Here is a 22,842-nt window from a genome sequence, read left to right as displayed (position 1 = left end):
GCGCGCCGGGTCTAAAGCGTTTATTCGGCTGCGACCTTCGTGGCCTGGGCGGCGCGTGCATGGCGGCCGCGCTTGAGGGCGATCGGTGCCATTTTTTCGCGGTCCAGTTCACCTTCCCAGGCGGCTACCACCAGCGCGGCTACGGCATTGCCGATGATGTTGGTCAACGAACGGCATTCTGCCATGAAGCGGTCCACACCCAGGATCAACACCATCGCCGCCACCGGCACCGTCGGCACCACTGCCAGGCTCGCGGCCAGCGCCACAAAGCCCGCACCGACCACCGCACCGGCACCTTTGGACGTCAGCATCGCCACCGCCAACAAGGTCAATTGCTGCTCGAGCGGCAGGTGGATATTGGTGGCCTGGGCCAGGAACAGCACCGCCAGGGTCATGTAGATGTTGGTGCCATCCAGGTTGAAGGTGTAGCCGGTCGGTACGACGATGCCCACTACACCTTTGGACGCGCCCAGGCTTTCCAGTTTCTGGATCAGTTGCGGCAGCGCCGATTCCGACGAACTGGTACCCAGCACGATCAGCAGCTCCGACTTGATATAGCCCATCAACTTGAAAATGCTGAAACCGGCATAGCGCGCGATGCTGCCCAGTACGACGGCCACAAAGAAAAATGCGGTGATGTAGAACGTGCCCACCAGTTTCAACAGCGGCAGCAACGAACCCACGCCGTACTTGCCGATGGTGAAGGCGATGGCCCCAAAGGCACCAATCGGCGCAACGCGGCTGATGATGCCGACGATACGGAAAAACACTTCGCTGGCCTGGTTGATCACAGCGACCAAGGGCCGACCCTTTTCCCCCACCATCACCAGACCCACGCCGAACAGCACGGATACAAACAGCACCGGCAGGATTTCACCCTTGGAGAATGCATCGAAAAACGTCGCGGGGATCACATGCAGCAGAAACCCAATGACGCCTTCGCCATGCTCGGCCTGGCCGACAAAACCTGCGATGGCCGAACTGTCGAGGGTTTTCACATCGATATTAAAGCCCACGCCTGGCTGCAACAGGTGAGCGGCGAGAAGGCCGATCAGCAGGGCGAGGGTGGAGACGATCTCGAAGTACAGCAGCGCCTTGCCACCCACTCGGCCCACCTGCTTCACGTCGTGCATGCTGGTGATGCCAGACACCACCGTGCAGAAGATGATCGGGCCGATGATCATCTTGATCAGCTTGATAAATCCGTCGCCTAAAGGCTTGAGGTCGACGCCGATCTGTGGCCATTGATGGCCGATCAACACGCCCAGGGCGATAGCGATCAGCACTTGCACATACAGGGTTCCCAGCAGCTTTCTGATTGTCATTGTTATTATCTCGGTATGTTTCTGGGGGCAAAGCGAACCCGTCGCAGGCCATTGGCAGCCTGCGAGGCGCGTGTTTCAGGTCGTGGTGTCGTTAAGTGTTGAGAGTGGGCTCAGCGCAGGAAGGCCAGCACTTCACCCAGCAATAACTCGGGGGCCTCTTCAGCGATGTAATGGCCAGCCGGCAGGGCCTTGCCGCGTACGTCGGTGGCAACTTTCTGCCATTCCTTGAGCGGTTCGAAACAGCGGCCGACAGTACCTTCGGCGCCCCACATCACCAGCAGCGGCAAGTGCAGGTGGTGGTTGGCGTCGATGTCCGTCTGGTCGTGTTCCAGGTCGATGCCGGCGGCGGCGCGGTAGTCTTCGCAGATGCCCGTGGCGGCGCCTGGCAGTTTCAGGCAGCGCAGGTATTCGGCAAATGCCTCGTCGGTGAATGGCTTGAGCCCGGCGCTGCGGCTACCCATGACGCTGCGCAGGTACAACTCGGGGTTGCTTTCGATCAGAGCCTCCGGCAGCGGCGCGGGACGGATCAGGAAGAACCAGTGCCAGTACGCCCGGGCGAAGGCCTCATCGGTTTGCGCGTACATCGACAGCGTGGGGGCGATATCCAGCAGCACCATGCGTTGCACGGCGGTCGGGTGGTCCAGGGCCAGGCGGTGTGCCACGCGGGCGCCGCGGTCGTGGGCCAGCACCGAGAAGGTGTCGAAGCCCAACGCGTTCATCAACTCGACGCCGTCTCGCGCCATTTCCCGCTTCGAGTAGTTTGTGTGATGGTCATTGGCCGGCGGCTTGCTGCTGTCGCCGTAGCCGCGCAGGTCGGCTGCGACCACGGTGAAGTGTTCGGCCAACTGTTCGGCGATCTTGTGCCAGATCACGTGGGTTTGCGGGTGCCCGTGCAGCAACAGCAGGCCGGGGCCCGTGCCGCCTTTGCGATAGCTGATGCTGACGCCGTTGACGTGGCGCTGGTCTTTCTGGAAACCGGCGAACATGGAGTGGCTCCTTGTAATGAGTGCATGCATCGTGGAATCACACGGCATTCGGGGCAAGGGGGAAAGCGTGGAGGGGGTGTTCATGAAGTGTGTAGCAGGGTGGTTCAGGGTCGACAAAGATCCAGTGTGGGAGCAGGCCAGCTCCCACGGTTTTAGATGTGTTGGCAGCGGGATCTCAGCCCTGCTTGAACATCTCCTCGGCACGCTGGCGGATCTGCGCTTCAGTCAAATCCTCCTTGTGGGTTGCCAGGAACCACACATGCCCGAATGGATCCTTCAGCGTACCGGAGCGGTCACCGTAGAACTGATCCTTGGGTTCTGAGATTGGCGTGCCACCGGCGGCGATGGCTTGTTTGTACTGCACATCGACATCGTTGACGTAAAGGTGGATGCCCACGCTGGTGTGGCCATCGCGCGGGCTGCCGAATGGGCTTTCAACGCAAGGCGAGCCGAGCATGATCGGCGAATCACCGATGCGCAATTCGGCGTGGCCGACTTTGCCGTCGGGCATGTCCAGGCGCATCACCTGTATGGCGTTGAAGGCTTGCTTATAGAACTCGATGGCTTCGGCGGCTTTATCGACGCCCAGGTACGGCGTGATGCTGTGGAAACCCTCTGGAACAGGCTTGACGCTCATATCGTTCTCCTTGGGTGGTGGTGTGGAGGTACGGCCCTTTAACTATAGGCCACGTACCGCGCGGGCTGCGGGCAGCCGACAAGGTGTTCGCCAGGCAACAGTGAACGGGCAGTTTGCTGCGCCATAAGCGGCCTTTTTCGTGGTTTTTGCGCTCAACCCCACGGTTTCAGCGCTCGGCACAGAAGCTGCAACGCCTAAGGCAAACCATTCGCCCGAGAGCGTTGTATGTCTGTACTGCCTGTGTCTGCCGATTACCCGATCCACACGCCCCACGCTGACCTGATCCGTGATGAAGCCGAGGCGATTGCCGTGGCGCATCGTGTTGCCGCCGTATTGCTGGAGCAGGACGCCGAACGTGACCGCACCCGCCAGGTGCCCGCCGAGGTGGTAGACCTGTATTCCAACAGCGGCCTGTGGGGCATCAGCGTGCCGCGCGAGTTTGGTGGGGCGCAGGTGTCCTACGCGGTGCTCGCCCAGGTGATTGCGATTATTTCCGCCGCCGATCCGTCCCTGGGGCAGATCCCGCAAAACCACTACTGCCTGCTGGAAGACATTCGCCTGCAAGGCACGCCCGAGCAGCAGGCGCATTTCTTTGGCTTGGCATTGCAGGGGCATCGTTTTGCCAATGCGCTGTCGGAAACCGGTGGCAAAAATGTGCAGGACATTCAAGCGACGATTCGCCGCGAAGGCGACGGTTATGTGATCAACGGGCGCAAGGGCTATTGCACCGGTTCGTTGTACGCTCACTGGCTGGCGGTACTGGCTCTGGATGAACAGCAAAATGCGCAGTTGGCGTTCGTAAAGCGCGGCACTGAAGGACTCGTTGTAGTCGACGATTGGGACAGCATGGGCCAGCGCACCACGTCCAGTGGGACGGTGCTGGCGCAAGACCTGCGCGTGCCGGCGTTCAACCTGTTTCCTACTCATAAATCTTACGATTCGCCGACCTTGGCCGGACCTTTCGCTCAGCTGACCACTGCTGCCATCGACGCCGGCATCGCCCGCGCGGCACTGCGTGACACGGTGCAGTTCGTGCAGCAATTCGCCCGGCCGTGGATCGACGCCGGTGTGGAAAATGCCAGTGAGGACCCGCTGACCATCATCCAGGTTGGCGCCCTGGACATTCGCCTGGAAGCCGCCGAAGCCCTGTTGGAACGTGCAGGTTTTGCCCTCGATGCTGCACGCCCGGCGCCGAATGAAGACAACGTCGCCCATGCCTCCCTGGCAGTCGCCCGCGCCAAGGTGCTCACCACCGAAATTGCCATCGAAGCCAGCAACAAGTTGTTTGAGTTGGGCGGCACACGCTCCACCTTGAAGAAGCACAACTTCGACCGCCACTGGCGCAACGCACGGGTGCATACCCTGCACGACCCGGTGCGCTGGAAGTACCACGTCGTGGGCAACTGGCTGCTCAACGGCGCCAAGCCACCGCGCCACGATTGGTCGTGATCCATGGCCGAACTGTTCAAGAACATCTACTGGGCCGACATCGGCCAAGCCTGCCTGGAAACCCTGAGCATGCTCACGGCGGCCCTGGGTTTTACCGTGCTGTTGGGGTTGCCGCTGGGGGTGCTGCTATTCCTGACCGGCAAGCGCCAATTGCACGAAGCGTTGGTGGTGTATCGGCTGTTGTCTGTGGTGGTCAACGTGCTGCGTTCGCTGCCGTTCATCATTTTGCTGATTGTGCTGATCCCGCTGACCACCTTGCTGGTGGGCACCTCCCTTGGCGTACCGGGCACGATCCCGCCGCTGGTGGTGGGGTGCACGCCGTTTTTTGCGCGGCTGGTGGAAACCGCGCTGCGTGAGGTGGATCGCGGTGTTGTCGAGGCCACCCAGTCCATGGGCGCCAGCACTTGGCAGGTGATCCGCCACACGCTGCTGCCGGAGGCCCGGGGTGGGCTGCTGGCAGCGGTGACCGTGACCGCGATTGTGCTGGTGGACTACACCGCCATGGCCGGGGTGATTGGTGGCGGTGGCCTGGGTGACCTGGCGATTCGCTATGGCTACCAGCGGTTCCAGACCGACGTGATGGTGGTCACCGTGGTGCTGTTGTTGGTGCTGGTGCAGGCCCTGCAGATGACCGGTGATCGTTTGGTGGCGCGTTACAGCCGCCGTTAATTCTTATAGCAACTGCCTTCGGAGCACGTATGAAAAAGTCCCTGGCCATCTTGGCCGCTGTCCTGTCGTTCAATGCCTTTGCCAACGAAACGTTGGTGGTGGGTGCTACACCCGTGCCGCACGCGGAGATCCTGGAATTTGTCAAACCGGTACTGGCCAAGGAAGGCGTGGACCTGCAGATCAAAGTCTTCACCGACTTTATCCAGCCCAACCAGCAACTGGCGTTGAAGAATATCGACGCCAACTACTACCAGTACCGCCCGTTCCTCGATGATTACAACAAGACCCGCCACACCGACCTGGTGCCGGTAGTGGGCGTACATATCGAACCGTTTGGTGCGTACTCGACGCGCATCAAGAACATCTCGGAGTTGAAAGACGGCGCCACCGTGTCGATCCCCAACGACCCGGTCAACACTGGTCGTGCCTTGGTGCTGTTGGACGAGGCGGGCCTGATCAAACTCAAGGACCCGAGCAACACCCTGAGCACTCCGCGGGATATCGCGGAAAACCCCAAGCACCTGAAAATCCGTGAGCTGGAAGGTGCATTGCTGGCGCGTTCGGTGAGCCAGGTCGATTTGGCGTTCGTGTTTGCCAACTACGCGCTGGAAGCGGGGATCGATACCAACAGTGCGTTGATCGTGGAGAAGGGCAAGTCGCTGTACGTCGAGTACCTGGTGGCGCGGCCGGACAACATCAACGATCCGCGCATTCAGAAGCTGGCCAAGGCGTTGAACTCTGATGAAGTGCGCCAGTTCATCCTGACCCGCTACAAGGGGCAGATTGCTCCGGGGTTCTAAAATCCACACAGGTTTAATGTGGAACTGGGCTTGTGTGGGAGCGGGCTTGCTCGCGAATACGGTGGATCAGTCGAAATATCGGTGACTGACACACCGTATTCGCGAGCAAGCCCGCTCCCACATTGAGTGCGGTTTACACATCCAAATTATGGCGTTGGCTCCAATAGCTGAGCCCCCGGCCCACGCTCCCCTAACTGATCATCCTGATTACGCAACGGGCACGCTTCCAACGACAAACACCCGCAGCCAATACAGCCATTGAGCTTGTCGCGCAGCAGCAACAACTTATTGATGCGCTCATCCAGATCTTCCCGCCACAACGCCGACAGGCGCTCCCAGTCCTTGGCCGTGGGCGTACGCCCATCCGGCAGCGTCTGCAACGCCTCACCAATGGTCGCCAACGGAATACCCAACCGCTGGGCAATCTTGATCACCACCACTCGCCGCAACACATCACGTGGATAACGCCGTTGGTTCCCCGCATTGCGATTGCTCTTGATCAGCCCCTTGGTCTCGTAGAAATGCAGGGCCGTGACCGCCACGCCGCTGCGGGCCGCCAGTTGGCCGACGGTAAGTTCTTTGTTCAGCATGAAAACTCCGAAACAACGCTTGACCTTGACTTAACTAGAGGTTTTACCCTGCGTGGCATCGAATCACAAGATTCTGCCTACAGAGAAAGGGGAGTGTTCATGCAGGTATCAGAGAAGAATCGCAGTTTCGCTCAACTGATCGAATTCCAGATCGAACCCCGGCAGCAATCTGCCCTGGTGGCCGCGCTGTCGATACAGAGCGAGCGCCTGGCGGAGGGCCATGGCGGTTTTATCCATGCGAGCGTGCAGGTCAGCGATGACGGTCGGCGCGTGCTCAACTACCTGCAATGGCGCTCCCGCGAGGACGGGGAGGCCGCCTTTAAATGCTTCGAGCACGGTGAGGAGGATTTCTGGACGCTCATCCGTGCGCACCAGGCCACAGCAGTGACCTTTGGGTCCTTTCAGGTGCTGCGCAGTTTCGAGCGCAGCCATGATGACGCATTGCATTGCCGTCTAAATGGATAGGTGCAACATGCGCTCGCCTTGCACATTTTCGCCGGGGCGACGTTTGTTTACGGCCAGCTCGCCGATCTTGATCAAACGGGTGCGGGTCACGTTGCGGCTCAGGCCCAACAGGTTGGCGGTGTGCACCTGGTTGTAATGGCTGAAACGGTAGGCGGCACGTAGCAGGGCGTCTTCGACTTTTTCATGCAGGGCGCCGGCCTGTTCTTCGAAGAGTTTTTGAAACGCACGCGCCAGCAACGCTTCGGCGCTGTTATCGGTGCCGTGCTGGCTGTCGTCCTGACGCTCGATGCGCATGTTCGACAGGCGCAGGTCATCGCGCTCGATCACTCCGTTACGGCAGATCAGCAGGGTGTGGTGAATCACGTTTTCCAGCTCGCGGATATTGCCCGGCCAGCTGTAGCTTTTAAGCTTGTGTTCGGCCTCGCGGCTGATGGTGATCTCGCCGTAGCCCAAGCGTTGGCTGTACGCCTCGATAAAGTGCCGGGTCAGCGGCAAGATATCGCCGGGCCGATCACGCAGCGGGCTGAGTTCCAGGCTGACCACATCCAGACGGTAGTAAAGGTCTTCGCGGAAATGCCCAGCGTTGATGGCCTTTTCCAGTTGCACGTTGGTTGCGGCCAGTACGCGCACATCAATCGGAATGCTCTTGCGCGAACCTAGGCGTACGACTTCGCGCTCTTGTAGGACACGCAACAGCTTGACCTGGATCGCCATCGGCAAGTCGCCGATCTCATCGAGGAACAAGGTGCCGCCGTCGGCCTCTTCGAACCAACCGGCCTTGGCGCTGAGGGCTCCGGTGAAAGCGCCTTTTTCGTGGCCGAACAACTCGGCTTCCACCAGGGACTCGGAGAACGCCCCGCAGTTCACCGCAACAAAGGGACGGTTGCGCCGGGCACTGAGGTTGTGGATATGCCGCGCCACCAGCTCTTTACCGGTACCGGTTTCGCCGATGATCAACACGCTGGCTTCGCTGGGCGCCACTTGCTGGATATGGTCGAGCAACGCTTGGGATTTGGGGTCTTCAAAGACCTGGGCCGTGGCGCGGATCGAGGTCGCGAGGGCGGGCGAGGGCGGTAGGGTTAAAAGCTGCATGGGCACCTCTTCTCAGGAATAAAACGTCGGGATCGGCAGGGATTGGTTCAATGCCCAGTCCCCCAGTTCGTGGAGTTTGTAGTCCACCGGGTCGTGCAGGGTTTGTGTGCGCAGGTTGCGCCAGTGGCGGTCCAGGCGCAGTGACGCGTGGGTGGAGCGCGCGCCGGTGACTTCGAACAGACGGCTGCACAACGCCAGGCCCTCGCGGGTGGCGGCGACCTTTGCGGTAGCGATGGCGATGGCCAGTTGGCCGCGTTCGTTTTCGCTGAGGTTGGGGCCTTTGGCCCAGGCATGGTCGAGCAGTTCGGCGGCGCGTTCCACCAGCAGGCGCACACCTTCCAGTGCCACCCAGAATTCGCCGTAGTGATGCAGCACATAAGGGTCTTGGCGGACGTCTTCGGCCGAGGATTTATGCCAGGAGCGGGTTTCGGTCAGGGTGTAGGTGCGCGCTTCTTCAAAGGCGCCTTCGGCAATGCCGAGGAACATATGCGTGAAGGTCAGTTGGGCGATCAACGGGCGCAGGCAGGCGAAAGGCGTGCTCAGCGGGCCTGGGTCTAGCAGCAACTCCGATTCCTCGACGCGCACCCGTTCGAAGCTGGCGCTGCCGCTGTCGGTCTGGCGCTGGCCGATATTGTTCCAGTCGTTGTGCAGGGTGATGCCGCTGCGGCCGCTGGGGATTGCGGCGATCAACAGTTTGCCGCCGGCCGTTTCATCCACTGCCGAGGCAATCAGCATTTCCGAGTCGCTGGCGCCGGAGCAGAAGCTCTTCTTGCCGGAGAACTCGCGCCAGCCGCCAAAGTCCTTGACCACGGTGCGGGTGTCCAGCGGGTTGAGGGCGTTGCCCCAGAACCAGTTTTTGCGTGCGGTCTGTTCGAACCAGGGTTGCCATTGGTCCGGGCGCGAAAACAGGCGCACGGTGGCGAGCATCAGGTGGTGGAAGCCGAAGACATGGGCGATGGAGCTGTCGACCTTGGCGAACTCACGCACGATGCCCAGGGTGTCGCTCCAGCGTGCGCCGAGGCCGCCGTATTGGGTGGGAATGCTCAGGGCCAGCAGGCCGCTTTGGCGAAGGGCGTCACGTTCGGCTTTGGGGGTGCCACCGCGCTCGTCACGTTCGACGGCGGTGAGGGCGAATTCGGCGGCCAGCAGTTTGGCGGTCTGCAATGGTGATGGCAGGACGCTATGGGGTTTGGCTGTCACGCGGTGTTCCTCTATATCGATTTGGCAATCAGGGCCAAATGTGGGAGCTGGCTTGTGTGGGAGCTGGCTTGCCTGCGATAGCATCAGCTCGGTATCACTGAAACACCGAGTCGCCTGCATCGCGGGCAAGCCCGGCTCCCACACAAAACTGTTATCAGCGCGTTCAGGATTTGTTCGGCAACACATCGTTGGCAATCATTTCGCCAAACGGCCCAGTGAGGTTGGTGATGCCACGCCCGGCAAGGCTGGCATAAGGTTCTGGCAGCAGTGGGAACACCAGCTCGGCAAAGCGATACGCCTCTTCCAGGTGCGGGTAACCGGAGAAGATGAAGCTCTCTATCCCCAGATCGGCGTATTCCTTGATGCGTTCGGCCACTTGCTGTGGGTTACCCACCAGCGCCGTACCGGCACCGCCGCGTACCAGGCCAACGCCGGCCCACAGGTTGGGGGCGATTTCCAGGTTGTCGCGGCGACCATCATGCAGGGCAGCCATGCGGCGCTGGCCTTCGGAGTCGAAGCGCGAGAAGGATTTTTGCGCCGCTGCGATGGTTTCGTCGCTGATGTGCTCGATCAGTTTGTCGGCGGCTTTCCAAGCGTCTTCTTCGGTTTCGCGCACGATCACGTGCAGGCGAATACCAAACTTCACGGTGCGCCCGTGGCGAGCGGCACGTTCACGTACATCCGCGAGCTTTTCAGCGACGGCGGCGGGTGGTTCGCCCCAGGTCAGGTACACGTCCACCTGCTCGGCGGCAAGGTCGTGGGCGGCATCCGAAGAACCGCCGAAATACAACGGCGGATAAGGCTTCTGCACCGGTGGATAAAGCGCCTTGGCGTTCTGTACGCGCAGGTGTTTGCCTTCGAAATCTACCGATTCGCCCTGCAACACACGGCGCCAGATCTTGAGAAATTCGTCGGAGACTTCGTAGCGTTCGCTATGGTCGAGGAAGCTGCCGTCGCCGCGGTTTTCGTCGGGGTCGCCGCCGGTCACCACGTTGATCAGCAAACGGCCGTTGGACAGCCGATCAAGGGTGGCCGCCATCCGTGCGGAAACAGTCGGCGAGATGATGCCCGGACGTATCGCCACCAGGTAACGCAGGCGTTCTGTCAGCGGCACCAGCGCTGAGGCGATGACCCAGGAGTCTTCGCACGAGCGCCCGGTAGGAATCAATACGCCGTAGTAACCCAGGCTGTCAGCCGCCTGCGCGACTTGCTTCAGGTAATTGAGAGTGACCGGCCGTGCACCTTGGGTGGTGCCCAGGTAATGACCGTCGCCATGCGTTGGCAGAAACCAGAAAACATCCATGACAAATCCTTAAGCGATTTTCAGCAGAGAAGGGGAGTGCGCTGCAAACAAAGGTGCTGCGCGTTCTGCCGCCAGTTGAATCCGGGCTTTTAATAATTCGCTGGTTATTTGGTAGTCGGTGAAGTCGGCCTCGGTGGCGTACACGCCGATCGGCAAGGTTAGTGCCTGGAAGAAACTGAACAGCGGACGCAGTTGGTGATCGAGTACCAGCGCGTGGCGGTCGCTGCCGCCGGTGGCCGCCAGCAGCACCGGGGTGTTGATCAGCGCATTGAGGCCAACCAAGTCGAATAGATGTTTGAGCAGGCCTGGGTAGGAGCCGCGATAGACCGGCGCGGCGACGATCAGCAGGTCGGCCTGTTCGATGGCCAACAGTTGGGCTTCGACGTCGGCGGGCAGTTCATCGCGCGACAGTGCACCGCCCAATGGGCGAGCGATGTCGCCCAACTCGATCACAGTGCTTTGGATCGGCAGCAAAGTGGCCAGTTCGGCCAGCACGGCCTGGGTCAGCACCAGGGTGCGGGATGGGCGCCAGGTTCCGCCGGAGAGGGCAACGACATTCAGGGGACGGGTCATGAACAGTTCCTTTTTCAACAGTGGTTCGTAGCAGGAGTAGTGCAACCTGTTGAGCAAGAGCTGTACCAACGGATGCAAGCCTTGATTGGCGTGGGCTGCGCGCTCACTGCTGAAAAAGCTGATGTTGTCAGCCTGCTGATTTGTTGAATGGCTGTTGCCTGGGCAACAGTTGCGTGGCGAACAGTGGAGTTTCGTGTAAAACCATTTATAGAGGGTTATGGTTATTCCGTAAACGAACGTATTTCCATATTTATAGATCATATAGAAATATGAATTGATCGCTATCGAAGGTGTCTCGGCGGTTGATAGCAACTATCACGGGAGGTGATTTTTCACTGCGAAGGGGCGGGAGTAGCCTGTGTTCATTGACTTAAACCTACTTCGCAGAGCCGCCGCCATGAACCGATTCCTCACTGTTTCCCTATTGCTTGCCATCTCCGTCCTCGCCGGATGTGCGACTCATCCTTCGCCAGACTTGCGTCCTTATACGGCGGAAGAAACCAAACAGTTGGCGCTGGAAGCGTTGGGGCGTCGCGGGTTGTCATTTGATGACTATCAACGCCAGCGCGCCGAATTGACCGGCCAGCCACGGAAGGCGTTTGGTTTTGATCAACAGGCTGAGATGAATGCGCAACGTGCGGCTCAGCGCAGTGGTCGTCAGAGCTGAAACCTTCTCGATGGCAGGGCAGGTAGATATTCGGGTTTGACGTTGCGATATATCCCAACTAGAACTTACGAGTAGTTAGTCAATTCGCCTGAATCGTGCAGGCGAGTGTTCGAGTCGAGTGTCTGTCGCTTCCTGACCCTATGGCTTTAGGCCATGTCTTGGTTTCGCAGTGGAATAGCCTTGCAAGACATTCCCATTTGGATCGTCGGGGTGCGTCGGCCTTTTTTGGCCCGCAGCCCTGCCAGGCGCTTTCTGACGGGATCGTGAAACTGTGCAGTCGTTCTTCGATGGAGCTATACCTGGCCTGCCAATGAGGCCGTGAGTCATGGAGAGGTCGTTCGGGTTGTTGAGTTGTGGCTGGGGGGTGTTGTTTGCCTTGCTGGGTTCTGAAGCGTTTGCAGCGGCCTGTACGGCGCCAGCCTATGAAGCAGGTAAGGTCTACGTAGAGGCCGACCAGGTACAAAACATCGGTCGACAGTTTGAGTGCTGGAAGGATGACGAGGCCCCCCTTGGTATTGGGAGTTGGCAATGGTGTCGTCAAACCGATTACAACCCTGGTTTGCCCGCTGGCAGCGGCGCGATCCACTGGCCGGATGCCTGGAAAGACCTGGGCGAGTGTGGCGGCTTCCAAGGCAACCGCCTGACCCTGAACTTCACCACTTTGAGTGGCCGCGCGCCTCTCGCAAACCCTTTGCCCGGTGTGTCCCGTGCCGATCAAGTCGTTACTGGGGTATTGCGCTGCAAGGCCGAAGAGATCCCGATCAGTGCCAAGTCGGGTGAAACAGTCCATCTCGATAACTTGAAGGCTTGCGACTATCAATTGGTGATGAATGTCGCCGATGGGTTTGTGCCGTTGAACACCCCGCGTATCGTTTCCTTCCTGCGCAATGAAGGTGAAGAGCAGGCTGTCACCCTGAAGTATCGGCCGCCGGTACAGGTGGGCAAGTTGAGTGGTTTGCCGGGAATCAAGATCAGCCTGTTTGCCCAAGGGCTGATTCAGCCACGGCAAATGGCAATGGGCAAGAACGTGCTCTATGTCGGCTCCAGTGCGATTCCTTCCTACGTCTACGACAAAAAAATCGCCGATATGATTTACGCCTTGCCGCTGGACAGCGCGGGTAAACCCACCGGTATTTTCGTGATCGCCAGCGGGCTGGAGGAGCCAGCCGGGGTGGTTTTTCGAAATGGCGACTTGTACTACTCAACCACCGGCGGCCTTTATCGCCTGCGCGACGCTGACTCACACTACAAGGACCCTTCGCCTGAGTTGGTACTTAAATTCCCTGCTGATGATTCGGTGTTTCCATTGCCTTCCCTGGCTTCCGGTTCCAGCACGCGCTTCTGGCATATGAAGCACCCGTTGCATTTCAACCCGCTGGACCCGACCGACACGGGCCTCTATACCGCCAATGGTATTCCTTGCAACCTGTGCATGATCCCGGCTGATCCGCGTTACGGCACGTTACTGCGTTACGACACGGTGACAGGCAAAGCGCAAATTCTTGCAAAGGGGGTGCGTAATTCCGTCGGTTTCGACTGGAACCCCACGACCGGTGAAATCTGGTTCACCGACAACAATCGCCAGGGTTATCCCAACCCTGATGAGATCAACAGGATCAGCGCCCCCAACCAGCATTTTGGAGTGCCTTACCTGTTCGGCAAAGGCACGCCAGGCTTTACCGAAGAAGAGTTTAACGACCCGAGTGTCATTCAGCCGACTTTGGTTCAAGGCGCGATTGTTTCCGATAAATCCTTGCAACAGGTCGATCCGAAAGAGTATGTACCCCCAGCCTTTGAGTTAGGCACCAACACGGCGCCGCTGGGGCTGAAATTCTGGAACGGCTACCCCGCGCGTGCGGGCACCCAGAATATGCTGGTGGCTGTGCACGGTGCGGGTACGGCAGAGCGGCCGGGCATGGATGTGCGCCTGGTCTCTATCCAGGACGGCACACGGGTGGTTAATCAGATCCCGCTGATCAACGGTTTCATCCAGGACCCGCAACGCTTTGATGTGTCTTGCCTGGATGATTCGTGCATAGGCAGGCCTGTGGATTTCCTGGAGCTGTCCGATGGGAGTCTGCTGATCTCCGATGATGTCGCGGGGGTGATCTATCACGTCAGTTATGACCCCACAGGCCTGCCGGATACACGGCTTAGCTTGCGCCCGATGCTAGCACCTGCGCCGGAGTTGGAGGGCGAAATGATCAGTGGCACGCTGATCTCGCCTGACGGTAACTCCCGTCAGTTCCATACGTCCTTTAATCCCGCCGACAGTGAGGCTGCACTGGTGCTCAACGGGTTGGCGTACGGCACGTACAAGGTCCAGCTCAACGATGTGAAAAACTGGATTCCCCAGACACGCAACACGCTCCTCACCTTGTCTGCCGAGAACAAACAACAGGTATTGAACCTGCAATACCGTGTGCGGCCGATCAAGCTGGAAGTAAAAGTCACGGTGTTGGCGCCTCAGAAGCCGAGCTCCGTAACAGACGCCAAATGGCACTTCACCGTACAGCCAAAAGAGCCTGCGGATGCCGCGCCCGAAGTGGTGCAAGTGCCCTGGGGTGAGAGCGTCACACGGCTTTTCGACTACGGGGAGTACGACATCCTCCACCCTTTCTACCCTCAGGAAATGCCACAACCGGAGCGGGTAACGCTACGCATCAACGAAGAAAGCCAGGACGAACAACTCACGCCGATCTCGTATCGCCACGAGCCGAAACTGGGCGAATCGGTACTGGCCGAGTCATGCACCAAGTGCCATGCCGTGGAGTTTTTCAAGAACCTGCGCATGGCGGTGGCGTGGAGCGCTGCGGGCCAGGATGCGTTGGTGCGGCAGATCAAGAGCATGCCGGTGGCCGGGCACTGTGATACCACCTGCGCCACCGAGATCAGCAAGCATTTGTTTAGCGTGGTCTGGGCGCCGTACTTGGAGTCGACGGAAGCCCATGGGCAGCGCCAGTTACGTCTGCTGACGCGTGACGAATACGCCAACAGTGTCAAAGATATCCTGGCGGTGGAGGTCAACACCGAGAAACTGCCGGCGGATAAATCGGAAAAAGACTTCAAGTACCCCGGTGAGGCAGACATGGGGTTCTTGCAGGCCGAAGACATCAAGCAACTGTATGGCATGGCCGTGTCGATCGCCGAAAGGGTGACAGCCGAACAGCTTGAACACCTCAAGTCGGCCACCGACAGTGGGGCGGTGAGTGCTTTGGGCTACCAACTGTTCCGTCGTCATTTGACCGAGGTTGAACTTGCGCGTTATCAGGCCACGCTGGATGCGCACGGAGAGAAGGCGCTGGTGACAGCGCTACTGCTGTCGCCCAACTTCCTCTACCGCTCGGAGTTGGGGCAGGCTGTGTCGGGAAAAACCGAGGTCTACAAGCTGACGCCTTACGAGACCGCAACCGCGTTGTCCTACACCTATCAAGGAACCACCCCGGACGCGCAGTTGCTGGCCAAGGCCGAGCGCAATGAGCTGCAGACGCCATCGCAAATTACAGCAGAGATCGACCGGATGATGCGCACCGAGCGGGGCCTGGAGCAATTCAACCGATTCATCAGTTACTACATCAAGACGCAGCGCGGTGTGCAGGAAAAACCGGGGTTGGATGCGACGACGATCCAACTGATGACGCTAGAGCAGTCGCTGTTGACCCGCCATGTGATGCTCGATGGCAAGGGCACGCTGGATGAGTTGTTTAACCCGGGCGTGACCTTCCTGAACAAAGCGCTGGCCGAGCATTACGGCATCAGCGGGGTAACGGGCGACACAATGCAGAAGGTCACGGTGGATGAGAAACGCGGAGGTCTACTACACCTCGGGCTCTTTCAGGCGTCTACCGCTGACTTCAAGGTCACTTCGCTGGTCAAGCGCGGCATTGCAATTCGCGAGAATTTGTTCTGCCGAGAGTTTGGTGCACCGATTGAGGCCGAGCCGACGGAGCCGGCCTACCCGCCGCGTGCGATCACGACCCGCGAACGTTGGGACCTGGTCAACGGTGAGCAGGCCTCTGGCGGACGTTGCTGGCAGTGCCACCAATACATGAATGACACCGGTGCGTCGATGGAGCACTACGATGCTACCGGGCGCTATCGGCAGCAGGAACCGGCCTATAACTACGCGCAGTTCCCTGCGCAGTTGCCGATTAATGCCGCCGGGCCGTTTATCAGTGTCGATGGGACGGTACCTATCGAGGATGTGCGGGGTATCTCTAAATTGATCGCGCACAACTCGGCGTCGTTGTTCTGCATGGCGGACAGCTACTTCCGTTTTGCGTCGGGTAACAAATCTGACGAATCCACTACCGCGACGGTCAAGGCAATGATCGACGGGCTCAAAGGAGAGGGCTCATTGCCGATGATGTTGCGCACGTTGGGCACCTCCAACGCGTTCCAATTCAAGACGCAGAGGGATTGATCATGGATATCTTGAAAAGCCGTCGTCTGTTCCTTGCCGGTCTTGCCGGTTTAGGGGCCGTTGGCGCCGTCACAGCGTTGACCCAATGTGGCCTGGCGCGAATGGCCCTGACTGGGCAGAGCCAGCAAGCCAAGCTCAAAGTCGTGTTTTTTGTGGTGCCCGATGGCTTGGCGGTTGACTCCGCGTCTGCGTACTCCAGCGATGGCCTGGGCCTTTGGCATCCGAGGGCCAGTGGCATGGATACTTCGGACTTTGTGCTTAACGAAGTCAGTCAAGAGCTTGCCGCCTATAGGAACCAATCGCTGTACTTGCGTGGCACGATTTTGGGACCAGGCAATGAGGGCCATAACGGTTGGACTTGGGCGCTGCGAGACCGTGAAAAGAAGATGGCCTCGATCGATGTGCTGTTGGGGCGGCACATGCCGGGGACTGATCCGTCCCAACGCAGTCTTTATTCCGGGCCGCATTCGGGCATAGACGGCACCGCGTGGCATGTGTCGTGGGAGGGGCCGGAAAATGGTGGCGCGATGCGCAGGCCTGAACAGGATCCGGTTTTGATGTACGAAAAAATCTTCGGGAGCGTCAGCCGCGAGGTGCGTGAGCAACAGTCGCGAAACAAGCATGTGTTCGACCCGGTTCTGGCAGACATCAATGAAGTCCGAGGACGGCTTGGGGGCGCGCAAAAGCAAAAGCTTGATACACAGCTGGCGTCCGTGGAACAAACCATGAAGGACATGGAAGAGGTGTTGCCGCCCGTAGGTGAGTGTTCGCCTTTGGCGCTGGACGAGGTGCCGTACAAGTCGGCACAGTTTCGTACCCAGGTGCAGAACAGCCATCATCAGGTGGTCGCCACGGCGCTGGCATGCGGGATCACCCGCGTTGCCACTGTCCAGGTCGGCCGCTCGGCAGAATCGTTGAATATCCTGGACGTCAGTGACGTGACCAACCCCCATGACTGCGCTCACCGCTATGCCGGGTTGGATGTGTGGAAGAAATCGAGACAGTGGTATACCCAGCGCGTCAAGCTATTCATGGACCAATTGGCAATGCATGCCGACCCTGATGTGCCAGGCGACAACTTGCTCCAACACACCCTGGTTGTGTTCACCAGCGAAATGGCCGACGGTGCGCCCGAACATACGCTGGATATGCCGTTGGTCCTGATGGGGGGCGCCAGTGGTTTGTTAAAAAGCGGCGACGGAGCGGGCCGGTATTTCAACATCACGGCCCAGGGTGACAGGCAGCAATATGGCAACCCTGTGGTTGGCAATACGTTTGTGGATATGCAGAGGATCTGGGCCACCATCGCCAAGGCGGCAGGGACCAGCGTGCCTTATGGTGGGAATGTCGACCCGGTGAGTGGGATATTCAGTAACGTCTAAGCATGCAGGTACTGCTTAAAAAGCCGAAAAGTCGCAATAGAGAACTTTTCGGCTTTCTGCATTTAGGCCCAATCGTTCTAACGTGCCCAACCTTCGGGCTGTTAAGCTCAATTCCAGGAGCGTTCCTACGCACATTTACATTACGTGACCCTTTTTTAATAGCATTCGATCGGTTAAACCTGACGACCTCTGTCCCGGTCGATGCCCCTGAGGCGCTGCTCTCGGGAACCTGCTCTGCGAGTCTCTAACGTCATGAATAAACGTCCGCTGTATTTCGACTACGCCGCCACCACCCCAGTGGATGAGCGAGTTATCCAGGTGATGGTCGAGTGCCTGGGCTTCAACGCCAATTTCGGTAACCCTGCGTCCAGTTCCCATGCCTTTGGCCAAGCGGCCCGGCAAACGGTCGAGCAGGCGCGTCGCCAGGTGGCCGATCTGGTCGGTGCCCAGGCTGAGCAAATCGTCTGGACCTCCGGTGCCACCGAGTCCAACAACCTTGCGATCAAGGGCGTCGCCCAGGCGCGTGGTGTGGCCGGTGGGCATATCATCACCAGCCAGATCGAACACAAGGCAACGCTGGACACCGCGCGGCAATTGCAGGAAGCCGGAGTGGCCGTGACCTACCTGGTGCCGGACGCCGACGGCTTGATCACTGCCGAAGCGGTGAGTGAAGCACTGCGCGAAGACACCTTCCTGGTGTCGTTGATGCTGGTGAATAACGAACTGGGTACCCTCAATGACATCCCGGCCATTGGCGCACGGGTTCGTGAACACGGCGCGCTGCTGCACGTGGACGCCGCGCAAGGTGCGGGCAAGGTGGCTATCGACCTGGCCGAGTGGCCGGTGGATTTGATGTCGTTTTCCGCCCACAAGTTGTATGGCCCCAAAGGAGTCGGCGCACTGTACGTCGGGCCTAGGGCGCAGCAGAAGGTGTTGGCGCAGATTCACGGTGGCGGCCACGAAGGTGGCTTGCGCTCCGGTACCCTGGCGACCCATCAGATTGCCGGCATGGGCACCGCGTTCGCCTTGGCGGCGACGTCTTTCAATGAAGAGAAGGCGGTGATCGTAGCCTTGCGCCAGCGCCTGCTGGATCAATTGGCATCGGTTGCCGGAGTGCGTCTTAACGGCAGCGCTACGCAGCGTATTCCTCACACTTTGAGCCTCACGTTTGGCGAAGGCGAGTTCAACTCCGCCGCATTGAGCGCCGGTATCGCGTTTTCCGCGACGTCTGCCTGCAATTCGGCGAGTAATGCGCCGTCCCACGTTCTTTTGGCGCTGGGCCATGATGCGCGTAGCGCTGGCCGAACCATTCGCTTGAGCCTGGGCCGGTTTACCACCGAGCAGGATATCGACCAAGCCGTGCAATTGATCAAGGCGGCACTCGCCAGTGCACCGGCGTTTTGGGCGGTCTGATTTAACTTTCGCAACACATAATAATTATTCGTGGTTAGCAGGAGACACAATGAGTACGCAGCCCTTGACCCATGGAACGGTTCCCCAGCGCCTGGCGCATACCCGTGAACTGATGAGCCGCGAGGGCATCCATGCCCTGCTGGTGCCGTCGGCCGACCCGCACTTGTCCGAATATTTGCCGGGTTACTGGCAGGGGCGGCAATGGTTGTCGGGGTTTCATGGGTCGGTGGGGACATTGATTGTCACTGCAGATTTCGCCGGGGTTTGGGCTGACAGCCGTTACTGGGAGCAAGCGACCAAGGAACTCAAGGGCAGCGGTATCGACTTGGTGAAATTGCAGCCGGGGCAACCTGGGCCTTTGGAATGGCTGGCAGAACAGACGCCTGAGGGCGGGGTCGTCGCGGTAGATGGCGCCGTGATGGCTGTGGCTTCGGCGCGCACGTTGGGCGCCAAGCTGGCTGAGCGCGGCGCGCGTTTGCGTACCGATATCGACCTGCTGGATGAAGTCTGGCAAGAGCGTCCTACCTTGCCGAACCAGCCGATCTACCAACACTTGCCACCGCAGGCGACTGTCAGCCGGGGCGAGAAACTCAGTGCACTGCGTGCAAGCCTGAAAGAGAAGGGCGCTGATTGGCACTTCATCGCGACTTTGGACGACATCGCCTGGTTGTTCAACCTGCGTGGCGGGGACGTCTCGTTCAACCCGGTGTTCGTGTCCTTTGCGTTGATCAATCAGCAGCAAGCCACTTTGTTTGTCGCGCTGAGCAAAGTCGATGCCGAGTTGCGGGCTGTGCTGAAACAGGATGGCGTCACCCTGCGCGACTACAGCGAAGTGGCTGATGCGCTACGTGCTGTACCGTCGGGTGCCAGCTTGCAGGTTGACCCGGCGCGCGTCACTGCGGGTTTGCTGGAAAACCTCGATCCAGGCGTCAAGCTGGTAGAGGGATTAAACCCCACTACGTTGGCCAAGTCCCGCAAGAGCTTGGATGACGCAGAACATATCCGCCAAGCCATGGAGCAGGACGGTGCGGCACTGTGCGAATTCTTCGCGTGGCTGGACAGTGCGTTGGGTCGTGAGCGCATCACTGAACTGACCATCGATGAGCACTTGACTGCTGCGCGTACTCGTCGACCGGGCTATGTGTCGCTGAGTTTCAACACTATCGCCGCGTACAACGCCAACGGCGCGATGCCGCACTACCACGCTACTGAAGCAGAGCATGCGCTGATCGAGGGTGATGGCTTGTTGTTGATCGACTCGGGTGGCCAGTACTTGGGTGGCACAACCGATATCACGCGGATGGTGCCCATCGGTACCCCGAGCGAAGAGCAAAAGCGTGACTGCACTCGCGTGCTCAAGGGTGTGATTGCCTTGTCCCGTGCGCACTTTCCCAAGGGGATCTTGTCGCCGCTCCTGGACGCTATCGCCCGTGCTCCGATCTGGGCTGAGGGCGTAGACTACGGCCACGGTACAGGACACGGCGTAGGCTATTTCCTGAATGTGCATGAGGGCCCGCAAGTGATCGCCTATCAGGCCGCCACTGCGCCGCAAACGGCGATGCAGCCTGGGATGATTACCTCTATCGAGCCGGGGACTTACCGCCCGGGACGTTGGGGTGTGCGCATCGAAAACCTGGTCTTGAATCGGGAGGCGGGCAAAACCGAATTTGGTGAGTTCCTCAAGTTCGAAACCCTGACCTTGTGTCCAATTGATACCCGTTGCCTGGAGCCGTCACTGTTGACGAGCGACGAGCGCGATTGGTTCAACGCCTATCACGCCGAGGTGCGTGAACGGTTGAGTCCTTTGCTCAGTGGTGCGGGCCTTGAGTGGTTGCGGGTGCGTACGGCCGCTATTTGATCGGTTGCAGTTCGGGCGCCTGGGCATGTCGCGGTGATTGACGGGGAGGGGGCTCGAACATCCTGGTCAGATACTCGCGCAGGCAAGCGAAAGCCGATCATGGATGAGCGTCGATTCGGCCTGCAAACGGCAAACGCTGCTTACGATTTACTCGCAAATGGCGCTTACGTACGTTTGGCGATCGAGATTTGAGCCGGGGCTTCACCCACGACGGTCAGGCGAGCGTGATCGACTGCCTGTAGGGTGAATGGTCGGTTGGTGTCGGAAGTTAAATACGAGCAGTCGGAGGATGACTGCTCGGTCGACTATTTGCAGATGACGATCATGCTGCGGCTCGTATAGCCGGCGGGGTTGAGGCCGAAGGGGTAGTCCCCTGGCTCTTCGGAGTTGTCGCCCGACTTGGCGATAACCCGGTAGCCCTTGGCTCCGCAGGAGTTGGTTGCGCTTGTGTAGCACTGGTCCCAGGAAGAGGACAGGCCGGAACAGTTGATATGCAGCCCTTTTTTGCCCCGTTTTACTTCTGTCTTGGTGGTCGCGGCGCAGCCAGCAACGGCAACGACCATTAACAGTATCAAAATTCGTTTCATTCCTATCCTTAATAGCCGCTTCGCAACAATGCTTTGAAGCAGGCTCTACTCGCTCTCGAGTGTAGCGTTCACGCTGTCCTTGTCGAAATTCTCCATGAATGACATTCGTTTACGGCCTAAACATGGCCTAAATGAGCGGTAAATACCAGAGCTACATTCAAAGATCGGTCAATCCGCCGGAACCAGCGGTTTTGATTCGTTATGCATGGTCAGTGTTGCGCCAGCGGAGGCCAGGATAATGCAGGTGATGGCCAGCCATTGCGCCAGGGACAGGTGTTCTTGCAGGAAGAGCAGCCCGGACAGCGCACCGAATGCCGGTTCGACGCTCATGAGGGTGCTGAAGGTGCGGGCGGGCAGGCGTGTCAGTGCGACCATCTCCAGGGTGTAGGGCAGGGCAGTGGACAGGATGGCCACGCCAAGGGCGACCGGGATCAATGCAGGTGTCAGCAGTGCAGCGCCAGCATGGATAATGCCGAAAGGCGCGACAAACAATGCCGCGATCATCACGCCAAGGGCTGCGGTCTGCACGCCGTTGTCGTTGCCGGCCTTTTGGCCAAACAGGATATACAGCGCCCAACAGACGCCTGCTCCCAGTGCGTAGGCCACGCCGAGCAGGTCGATGCCGCTGCTGGTTTCTCCCATTGGGATCAACAGCAACAGGCCGACGATCGCGAGCGCGATCCACAGGAAGTCGACCGCCCGACGTGACGCATAGATTGCTACCGCAAGCGGTCCAGTGAATTCGAGGGCGACTGCAATACCCAAGGGGACACTGCGCAACGACATATAGAAGAGAAAGTTCATCCCCCCCAATGCCATCCCGTAGACGATAACGGTGCGCAGGGACTTTGCTGTCAGCTTGGCGCGCCATGGCCGTAATAGAAGCAGCATGATTACACTGGCGAAAATCAGGCGTAGAGCAGTAGTACCTTGCGCGCCAATGATAGGGAACATGCTCTTTGCCAGCGAAGCGCCGGACTGGACGGAAGCCATGGCGATCAACAGCAGGCCGATAGGGAACAGTGCCGTGGCCAGGCTGCGAGGGGAGGTGGTCATTGGGGTGTTTGTCCGAGGTCGTATTGGAAAATGAATCTGGCGCTATGATGCTTAACTGTTTTGAATTGAGCAATATATTGCTCATGTTGGGACGTTTATCGTTCTATATAGAGAGGGTTGAGTGATTTTTGGCCCTTTGATAGAAAATTCGAATTAAGGGCTTGACGGCAGATTCTGGAGGCCTATAATTCGCCCCACTTCCGGCGCAGTCGAAACGGAAAACTCCTTGGTAAACAATGAGTTATGTAGGTTTCGGCAGTCAGTTGCTTCAGCTCATCGAAGCCCGCAAGAAGTTGAAAAAGAGGTGTTGACAGCAGCGTGTAACGCTGTAGAATTCGCATCCCGCTAACGAGTGATCGGAAGCGCA

The 22,842-nt window shown here is 59.1% G+C and carries 19 protein-coding genes; 9 read left to right on the top strand and 10 right to left on the bottom strand.

The window, feature by feature from the left end; translation table 11 throughout:
• Positions 1 to 20: 20 nt before the first annotated feature.
• The 3 genes from dctA to HF257_RS31670 form a co-directional block, all read right to left on the bottom strand.
• The gene (gene dctA / locus HF257_RS31680; protein WP_185710628.1) at positions 21 to 1,325 is read right to left on the bottom strand and encodes a C4-dicarboxylate transporter DctA; all 1,305 of its coding nucleotides are present in this window, start codon (positions 1,323 to 1,325) and stop codon (positions 21 to 23) included.
• Between the two features lie 110 nt (positions 1,326 to 1,435).
• Positions 1,436 to 2,311 carry an alpha/beta fold hydrolase gene (locus tag HF257_RS31675; protein WP_185710629.1) on the bottom strand — a complete coding sequence of 292 codons (876 nt, stop codon included), beginning with the start codon at positions 2,309 to 2,311 and terminating at the stop codon, positions 1,436 to 1,438.
• Positions 2,312 to 2,486: 175 nt separating this feature from the next.
• Complete coding sequence (locus tag HF257_RS31670) at positions 2,487 to 2,948, bottom strand: VOC family protein (protein ID WP_185710630.1); 462 nt, start codon at positions 2,946 to 2,948, stop codon at positions 2,487 to 2,489.
• Between the two features lie 225 nt (positions 2,949 to 3,173).
• Between HF257_RS31670 and HF257_RS31665 the strand changes: the two genes are divergently transcribed.
• Genes HF257_RS31665 through HF257_RS31655 form a run of 3 tightly spaced genes read left to right on the top strand, consistent with a single transcriptional unit; the run spans position 3,174 to position 5,866 of the window.
• On the top strand, positions 3,174 to 4,397 hold the full coding sequence (locus HF257_RS31665; RefSeq protein ID WP_185710631.1) for an SfnB family sulfur acquisition oxidoreductase: 1,224 nt from the start codon (positions 3,174 to 3,176) through the stop codon (positions 4,395 to 4,397).
• Positions 4,398 to 4,400: 3 nt separating this feature from the next.
• On the top strand, positions 4,401 to 5,066 hold the full coding sequence (locus HF257_RS31660) for a methionine ABC transporter permease (protein ID WP_065901293.1): 666 nt from the start codon (positions 4,401 to 4,403) through the stop codon (positions 5,064 to 5,066).
• Positions 5,067 to 5,095: 29 nt separating this feature from the next.
• Entirely contained in the window at positions 5,096 to 5,866 is a 771-nt protein-coding gene (locus HF257_RS31655; RefSeq protein ID WP_185710632.1) for a MetQ/NlpA family ABC transporter substrate-binding protein, read from the top strand.
• 146 nt (positions 5,867 to 6,012) lie between these two features.
• Here the strand turns inward: HF257_RS31655 and soxR are convergent, their stop codons facing one another.
• Positions 6,013 to 6,456, bottom strand: a complete 444-nt coding sequence (soxR, locus tag HF257_RS31650; RefSeq protein ID WP_185710633.1) for a redox-sensitive transcriptional activator SoxR — start codon at positions 6,454 to 6,456, stop codon at positions 6,013 to 6,015.
• A gap of 99 nt (positions 6,457 to 6,555) precedes the next feature.
• Here soxR and HF257_RS31645 point away from each other — a divergent pair, with 99 nt between their 5' ends.
• On the top strand, positions 6,556 to 6,921 hold the full coding sequence (locus HF257_RS31645) for an antibiotic biosynthesis monooxygenase (RefSeq protein ID WP_185710634.1): 366 nt from the start codon (positions 6,556 to 6,558) through the stop codon (positions 6,919 to 6,921).
• Here HF257_RS31645 and HF257_RS31640 read toward each other — a convergent pair.
• The 4 genes from HF257_RS31640 to msuE form a co-directional block, all read right to left on the bottom strand.
• Positions 6,910 to 8,013 (bottom strand): sigma-54 interaction domain-containing protein, encoded by a 1,104-nt coding sequence (locus HF257_RS31640; RefSeq protein WP_185710635.1) that lies wholly within the window; start codon positions 8,011 to 8,013, stop codon positions 6,910 to 6,912. The genes HF257_RS31645 and HF257_RS31640 overlap by 12 nt on opposite strands.
• A gap of 12 nt (positions 8,014 to 8,025) precedes the next feature.
• Positions 8,026 to 9,213, bottom strand: a complete 1,188-nt coding sequence (locus HF257_RS31635; protein ID WP_185710636.1) for an acyl-CoA dehydrogenase family protein — start codon at positions 9,211 to 9,213, stop codon at positions 8,026 to 8,028.
• A 163-nt stretch (positions 9,214 to 9,376) separates the two neighbouring features.
• Positions 9,377 to 10,516, bottom strand: coding sequence for an FMNH2-dependent alkanesulfonate monooxygenase (gene ssuD, locus HF257_RS31630; RefSeq protein WP_185710637.1), 1,140 nt, complete (start codon positions 10,514 to 10,516; stop codon positions 9,377 to 9,379).
• Between the two features lie 9 nt (positions 10,517 to 10,525).
• Positions 10,526 to 11,089 carry an FMN reductase gene (msuE, locus tag HF257_RS31625; RefSeq protein WP_185710638.1) on the bottom strand — a complete coding sequence of 188 codons (564 nt, stop codon included), beginning with the start codon at positions 11,087 to 11,089 and terminating at the stop codon, positions 10,526 to 10,528.
• A 397-nt stretch (positions 11,090 to 11,486) separates the two neighbouring features.
• Between msuE and HF257_RS31620 the strand changes: the two genes are divergently transcribed.
• The 5 genes from HF257_RS31620 to HF257_RS31600 all read left to right on the top strand — a co-directional run bounded on the left by HF257_RS31620 (position 11,487) and on the right by HF257_RS31600 (position 20,832).
• A complete protein-coding gene (locus HF257_RS31620) occupies positions 11,487 to 11,756 on the top strand; it encodes a hypothetical protein (RefSeq protein ID WP_185710639.1) in 270 nt (89 codons plus the stop codon).
• Between the two features lie 325 nt (positions 11,757 to 12,081).
• The gene (locus tag HF257_RS31615) at positions 12,082 to 16,179 is read left to right on the top strand and encodes a DUF1592 domain-containing protein (protein ID WP_185710640.1); all 4,098 of its coding nucleotides are present in this window, start codon (positions 12,082 to 12,084) and stop codon (positions 16,177 to 16,179) included.
• A 2-nt stretch (positions 16,180 to 16,181) separates the two neighbouring features.
• Complete coding sequence (locus HF257_RS31610) at positions 16,182 to 17,561, top strand: DUF1552 domain-containing protein (protein ID WP_185710646.1); 1,380 nt, start codon at positions 16,182 to 16,184, stop codon at positions 17,559 to 17,561.
• A gap of 252 nt (positions 17,562 to 17,813) precedes the next feature.
• A complete protein-coding gene (locus HF257_RS31605; protein ID WP_185710641.1) occupies positions 17,814 to 18,974 on the top strand; it encodes a cysteine desulfurase family protein in 1,161 nt (386 codons plus the stop codon).
• 49 nt (positions 18,975 to 19,023) lie between these two features.
• Entirely contained in the window at positions 19,024 to 20,832 is a 1,809-nt protein-coding gene (locus tag HF257_RS31600; RefSeq protein WP_185710642.1) for an aminopeptidase P family protein, read from the top strand.
• A gap of 305 nt (positions 20,833 to 21,137) precedes the next feature.
• Here HF257_RS31600 and HF257_RS31595 read toward each other — a convergent pair whose 3' ends face one another.
• Both HF257_RS31595 and rhtA read right to left on the bottom strand, forming a co-directional pair.
• Positions 21,138 to 21,419: a hypothetical protein gene (locus HF257_RS31595; RefSeq protein ID WP_185710643.1), complete on the bottom strand. Its 282-nt coding sequence runs from the start codon at positions 21,417 to 21,419 to the stop codon at positions 21,138 to 21,140.
• Between the two features lie 168 nt (positions 21,420 to 21,587).
• On the bottom strand, positions 21,588 to 22,475 hold the full coding sequence (rhtA, locus tag HF257_RS31590; RefSeq protein WP_185710644.1) for a threonine/homoserine exporter RhtA: 888 nt from the start codon (positions 22,473 to 22,475) through the stop codon (positions 21,588 to 21,590).
• Between the last annotated feature and the right edge of the window lie 367 nt (positions 22,476 to 22,842).

This window comes from Pseudomonas cremoris (genome assembly GCF_014230465.1).
This window is presented reverse-complemented; position numbering and strand designations above follow the sequence as displayed.